The organism is Thermoflexus sp. (assembly GCF_025055495.1).
In the GTDB taxonomy this organism is placed as follows: Bacteria; Chloroflexota; Anaerolineae; order Thermoflexales; family Thermoflexaceae; genus Thermoflexus.
This window is the reverse complement of sequence record NZ_JANWXB010000319.1, coordinates 1-5304: the sequence shown is the minus strand read 5'-3', so window position 1 is coordinate 5304 and position 5304 is coordinate 1. Positions and strand designations below refer to the sequence as shown.

Here is a 5304-nt window from a genome sequence, read left to right as displayed (position 1 = left end):
CAGGCCGGGGAATCCATCGACGCATTGCCCATCCGGGGTAGGAGTTACCCCGTTGAGAGCCTATAGGCCTCGTCCATCTTTGATTGAAGGACTTAGAGAACCGGCTCACCCCATATCCACTGGATTTCCCCCTCCCACAGCTCTCTGGCTCATGGGAAGGGGGAATCAGACGTTTTGAAGAGCGGGGCTCCTTTCAACGGCCCTGCCCGCCTCAAAGCCTCAAGTCTCCCTTCTTCTATGCAAACGCGTGCTGTGCATTCCATCCGTGAAGACATAGTGAGCCCTTGTGAGAGGGCCGATGAAGCCCCTCCCCACGGCCCTGAGGGCCGTGGGGAGGGGGGAGAAAAACGTGTGGGGGGCTGGCGGGCCGCCAGCCCCCCAATCCCCAGGGAGAAATCGGAGGTTCGCGTGAGCGGCGTCGAATTCCTCGCACGCGTTAGCAAGGGCATGCAACCTTTCAGGCCGCGGGGAAGGGGTTCGCCATGCGACAACGGTTATGCCCGCTGCCCTCCAACAGGCTCCACGGGCCATCGGGTTCCAATCGGAGAGACAGGGTCCCGAGACGCGATGACAATGGCCTCCGAGGTCCGCGGCTCAAAGACGGCCACCGCTCGAGCCCCCGCGTAGGCCCGCGCCAGCGCGGTCCACAGCCAGAGGGGAAGTTTCCCATCGATGACCAGGCCCTCATCCGTGGGGATCGCAGGCACCGGGAGACCCTCTAACTCTTCATGTTCCAGATAGGAATGGGCCATCGTCACCCGAAGCCGCCAGAGGTCCCCCGATCTTTCCATGAAGAAATGCAAGGCCGACGGTTCGGGGGGGCCAGCCTCGACCCTTAGCTTCGGAGGCTCTATCCATCCCAGCCGGACATCGAATTGAAAGAGAGGGGAAGGCAGGGCATGGACGGCCAGGGCCGCATACAGCCAGGCGGGGGCTCGATCATAAAGGGCGAGGGGCTTGCCAGCAGGGAGGGATTCCAGGACACGGGGCAGGTCTTCCGGGGCCCAGCGGGGCGCCTCGCCTTCCAAGCGGACGCCCAGCATGCGGGCCAGTCGGTCCAATTCGATCACCAGGTCCACAGCGGGGGCCATGTTCAGGTGATAGCGTCGCAATTCCTCAGCCTCGTATCGGAAAAGAGCGGCGATTCGATCCACCAGGGCTTCAAAAACCGATCCCTCCGCCATGCGGCCCCGGACCAGGCCGGTGATCACCCCGCGAAGCACAGGGGTTTGCTGGATCACCCGGGAAGGCCCGTCCAGCTGAGAATCCAGGTCTGCGACGAGGTTCAGGCCGTAACGGTGGAAGCGACGTCGCCACTCCCAACGGAGGGCCGGATCCCGGGTGAGGAGGATCGCGTGGGTCGCCGCGCTCAGAATGCGTTCCTGCTCCGGAGTGGGCAGCCCCCCTACGTCCACCAACAATGGAAGGTGCCGGTTCTGGATATCCCGAACGATTCGATCCACCCAGCGGGCGTCGAAGGGGCCTTTCACCCGAAGCAGCCGGATCTGGGTCACCTCTGTCTCCAGAAACCAGTCCCCTTCCCCATCGGGCGCCGCCCGCAGCACATAATGGGGCACTCCCCGCTTGCGCAACGCCTGTGATAAACTATAAATTAGCACTGACTTACCGGAGTTGGGCGGCCCCCCGATCAGAACAGCCGGAAACAACTCCATCTGCATCCTCCGTGCACATCGGTGAATTGAGCCTGCATGGCTTAGAGGAAGACCACACAATGATGGAACCGCCGGCTGAACGGTTAAAATATTCCAGCCATCGGATGTGTCCTAAGCCAGGTCGCTTCCGTGGGAGGTGAGCGATGGGCCCCAGACCGGTCAGCACGATGATCGCTACCCTCGGCGGGCAACCCCAGGTGGTCACCTTCGCCCTGGACGCGCTGCTGGAGCGCGGCGAGCCGATCGGGGAAGTCGTGGTCATCCACTTCGCCCCCCATGATCCCCGGACCCGTCAGGCCCTCGAGCGGCTGGATCGCGAATTCCCTAACGACTTCTACGCCCACGCCCAGCGCCCCATTCGACTGCGCCGCGTCGTGCTACGAGACCATCATGGCCCTCTTGTGGATATCGTCGACGAGCAAACTGCCGATGCAGTTCGCGCTCACATTGTGGAGATCCTTCGACTGGAGAAAGCCCAGGGTCGGCCCCTGCATGTCGTGCTGGCCGGCGGACGCCGCATCCTGGCCCTGATGCTCTTCCTCACCGCCATTGTTCATCTGGATTACTCGGATCATCTCTGGCACCTTTACACACCCCGTTCCTTCCTGGAGCTGGCGCGGGATGGGCAGCGCATGCATGCCCGACCGGAGGACGGCGTGCGCCTGGTCGAAGTGCCCTTCCCCCATTGGGGGGCGGATTTCCCGGGCTTCCGACAGCTTTCGTCCATCCAATTGCAGCAGGCCCTCCCGGCCTCCAGAGACCTGGAGCGCTGCCGGCAGGCGTGGCAGCGCCTGACGCCGGCCCAGCGTCGGGTGCTCTACTGGATCGCCCATAACGAGCGGCCGCAGCAGGTCGCTGAGCGCCTGGGGATCACCCCCAAGACCGTCGACTCCCATCTGGACGCCATCAAAGATGTCTGTCGAGAGCTCTGGGAGTTGCCTCCGGATCATCCGCTTTCTTATCACAACCTGCGGGAATGGTTTCGACCGATCATGCCGCTCCTAGCACCGGGAGGAGTCCCGGATTCGAGCGGATAGACACCTCCCTTTGAAGAACGATCCCAAGCCCCCCAGAAGCGGCCTTTCTATCGCCTCGAAGACGGAACGGGATCTTCCAAACCCGGGGTCTTCGGGCGAAGCGGAGCCGTCTTCGGCGGCCCTGCCCGCCCCCAGGACATCCCCGCGGCCCGAGGGCCGCGGGGGGAGGAAAAAGCTGGCCTCGCATAAGCCGGCGTCAGACCCGTTGGTTCAACAGGGCCGCCGGGGGGCCTTGCTGGACCCCATCCCCAGTGGGGGATCCATAGGACGCTTCCGCTTCATCTCCATCTTTATCCCCAACCCGGAGGACGGGCATCCGGCCTATCCCTGAGAAAAATCCGGCTCTCCCCCGATGTCTCGCGCCCACCCGGCGGACTACACTGAAGACACGGGAGGCAGATACATGGTCCTCGTCAACTTCGCCCATCCACTGACGGAGGAGCAGCTCCACCAGCTCGAAGCCCTCACCGGACGGAAGGTGGAGCGCGTGATCGCGATCGATGCCCAGATCGATCCGCAGGAGCCGCTGGCCCAACAGGTGGTGAGGATGGTGGACCAGGTAGGGTTTACGGCGAAGGAATGGCAAACGCTCCCCCTGCTCATCGTCCTGCCTTCTCTGAACTACTCCGCCGGGGTGCTGCTGGCCGAACTGCACGGCCGCATGGGGTATTTCCCCTCCATCGTCCGCCTGCGGCCTGTCGCTGGGGTGATCCCGCCCCGCTTCGAAGTCGCGGAGGTGATCAACCTCCAGGCCGTGCGGGACGCGGCGCGGGCGCGGAGAAGCAGGATCTGAGGATCTCCCAAGCGGGCGTTGGGGGATTCAGCGGCCGCGGGGTATCCCTTCGGGGCATCCCTTCCAGGAAAGAAGCGGTGCGGTGGGTCTTCTTGGAGGGTTTCCGGGGGTGATCCGGCCCTGACCGTTGCGCTTCCAACAGCGGAACGCCCATCTCCGGAGGCCTCATCCGCCCGGCGACACGCCCGATCGTCTGAAGGCCCTTCCGTTCGATCCGTCCGGAAGGAGGAGCGATGCGCCTCAAGATTCAGCTCCGGCTTTTGAGATCCGGTCAGCTGCCATGGAGCTATCCGGAGTGGTTGCGGGGCCTGGCCTATACGGCGATGGCCCGGGGCCTGCCCCAGGTGGCCCATCAGCTCCACGAGGAGGGATGGAGCCATCCGGAGGGACGGCGCTACAAGCCCCTGACCTACTCCTGGCTCCACGGCCTGCGCCCGAACGGATCGGGGCTGTGGGCGGAGGGGACGGTCACCTGGTGGGCCTCCTCGCCGATCCCGGCAGTGGTGGAGGCGCTGGCCCTGGGCCTGCTGCTGGAGCCGGAGGTCCGGCTGGGACCTTACCCGGTGATGGTGGAGCGGGTCGAAGTGGAGTCAGCACCGGACTTTCGCGAGACGATGACCTTCACGGCCCTCTCGCCCATCACCATCTCCACCGGCGAACGGCGGGGGGACGGCCGGCTGGTCAAGCGGTATCTGTCGCCGGAGGAAGCGGCCTTTGGGCGGGCGCTGGCGGAGAACCTGCGGCGGAAGGCGGCGGCCTTCTACGGACGGGAGCTCCGGGGGGAGCTGGAGATCCAGCCGCATCCCCCCTATCGCTCCAAGCTGGTTCGCATCCATGACACCGACATCCGGGGCTGGCTGTTCTCGTTCACCGTCTCTGGGGACCCCGAGCTCATCCGCCTGGGCTACGAGGCCGGCTTCGGCGAGCACACGGCGAGCGGGTTTGGGATGGTGAGGATTTATGCACATAAGCCCAGTGCAGAGGCAGAAATATAATCCCATTTGAATAATATTGTCGCAGAGTCATGCAAAGGAATAAGCGAGACCCTCTGAGAGTTTTTATTCTTCCCGATAGAATATCCAACGAACAACGGCTCGTAGATCGGGCTGAAGAGGATTTGCTGTGTGCTGTTCACCTACTGAGAAAGCCTCCATTCGGCAGATACACCCCTGCGCACGTTTGCTATCTACTGCATCAATCAATCGAAAAATGGCTTAAAGTTTTATTGTTATACAATAAAGGAAAATATCCAAAGCTCCATAACCTCGATGAGCTGTTCCAGAACGTTATACAGAGCACTGATCATCATCTCTCTAACACTATTTCAAGAGTAAAAGATTTAATAGAAGAGGTTGACGAATGGGTTGAGAGTTCGGCTGGTGTCTGGGAACTAAAAATTTTGGATAGGAATTTTCAGGACAATTTAAGGTATAACAAAGATGACCCAAATGATGTTCAAGTTTGGGTTCTTCTAAAGTGTGCCTTTAAAATTCGCAAGATTGTTAAACGGATTATAGTTAGATCACAATAAATTAGGGGGATGGGGATGTATGAGTCAAGCTTTAAATGCGAAGTGATCACTCCGCTGTTTTTGTCTGGAGCAGAACCCTTCGGACTTCCAGAGATAAGGGCGGCTTCAATTCGAGGGGCAATGCGATATTGGTATCGTGCCCTCCTTGGTAGCTTGATGGCAGCGATAGACAGTGAGAGTCTCCCTTTGCGACAGCTGCGACAGCTTGAAGCAGAGGTTTTCGGCGATACGAACCGAGCATCTCCGATAATTGTTCTTTCATCTGCTGGC

At 61.2% G+C, this 5304-nt stretch carries 6 protein-coding genes; 5 read left to right on the top strand and 1 reads right to left on the bottom strand.

Going from position 1 to position 5304, the window contains the following annotated elements:
- Positions 1-494: 494 nt before the first annotated feature.
- On the bottom strand, positions 495-1673 hold the full coding sequence (locus NZM16_RS10215; RefSeq protein ID WP_295480245.1) for a CRISPR-associated protein Csx3: 1179 nt from the start codon (positions 1671-1673) through the stop codon (positions 495-497).
- Positions 1674-1816: 143 nt separating this feature from the next.
- Here NZM16_RS10215 and NZM16_RS10210 point away from each other — a divergent pair, with 143 nt between their 5' ends.
- The 5 genes from NZM16_RS10210 to cmr1 all read left to right on the top strand — a co-directional run.
- A complete protein-coding gene (locus NZM16_RS10210; RefSeq protein WP_295453593.1) occupies positions 1817-2710 on the top strand; it encodes a CRISPR-associated ring nuclease in 894 nt (297 codons plus the stop codon).
- 403 nt (positions 2711-3113) lie between these two features.
- On the top strand, positions 3114-3503 hold the full coding sequence (csx15, locus tag NZM16_RS10205) for a CRISPR-associated protein Csx15 (protein WP_295453590.1): 390 nt from the start codon (positions 3114-3116) through the stop codon (positions 3501-3503).
- Positions 3504-3736: 233 nt separating this feature from the next.
- Positions 3737-4498, top strand: coding sequence for a CRISPR-associated endoribonuclease Cas6 (gene cas6, locus NZM16_RS10200; RefSeq protein WP_295480243.1), 762 nt, complete (start codon positions 3737-3739; stop codon positions 4496-4498).
- 29 nt (positions 4499-4527) lie between these two features.
- The gene (locus NZM16_RS14085; protein ID WP_367281025.1) at positions 4528-5034 is read left to right on the top strand and encodes a HEPN domain-containing protein; all 507 of its coding nucleotides are present in this window, start codon (positions 4528-4530) and stop codon (positions 5032-5034) included.
- 9 nt (positions 5035-5043) lie between these two features.
- Positions 5044-5304, top strand: a 261-nt coding sequence (gene cmr1, locus NZM16_RS14080; protein ID WP_367281024.1) for a type III-B CRISPR module RAMP protein Cmr1, incomplete at its 3' end; no start/stop codon positions are given.

Bases quoted from the DNA above. Each gene is read 5' to 3' on its own strand.
- NZM16_RS10215 (WP_295480245.1), bottom strand. From the start codon at position 1,673: ATGGAGTTGTTTCCGGCTGTTCTGATCGGGGGGCCGCCCAACTCCGGT.
- NZM16_RS10210 (WP_295453593.1), top strand. From the start codon at position 1,817: ATGGGCCCCAGACCGGTCAGCACGATGATCGCTACCCTCGGCGGGCAA.
- csx15 (WP_295453590.1), top strand. From the start codon at position 3,114: ATGGTCCTCGTCAACTTCGCCCATCCACTGACGGAGGAGCAGCTCCAC.
- cas6 (WP_295480243.1), top strand. From the start codon at position 3,737: ATGCGCCTCAAGATTCAGCTCCGGCTTTTGAGATCCGGTCAGCTGCCA.
- NZM16_RS14085 (WP_367281025.1), top strand. From the start codon at position 4,528: ATGCAAAGGAATAAGCGAGACCCTCTGAGAGTTTTTATTCTTCCCGAT.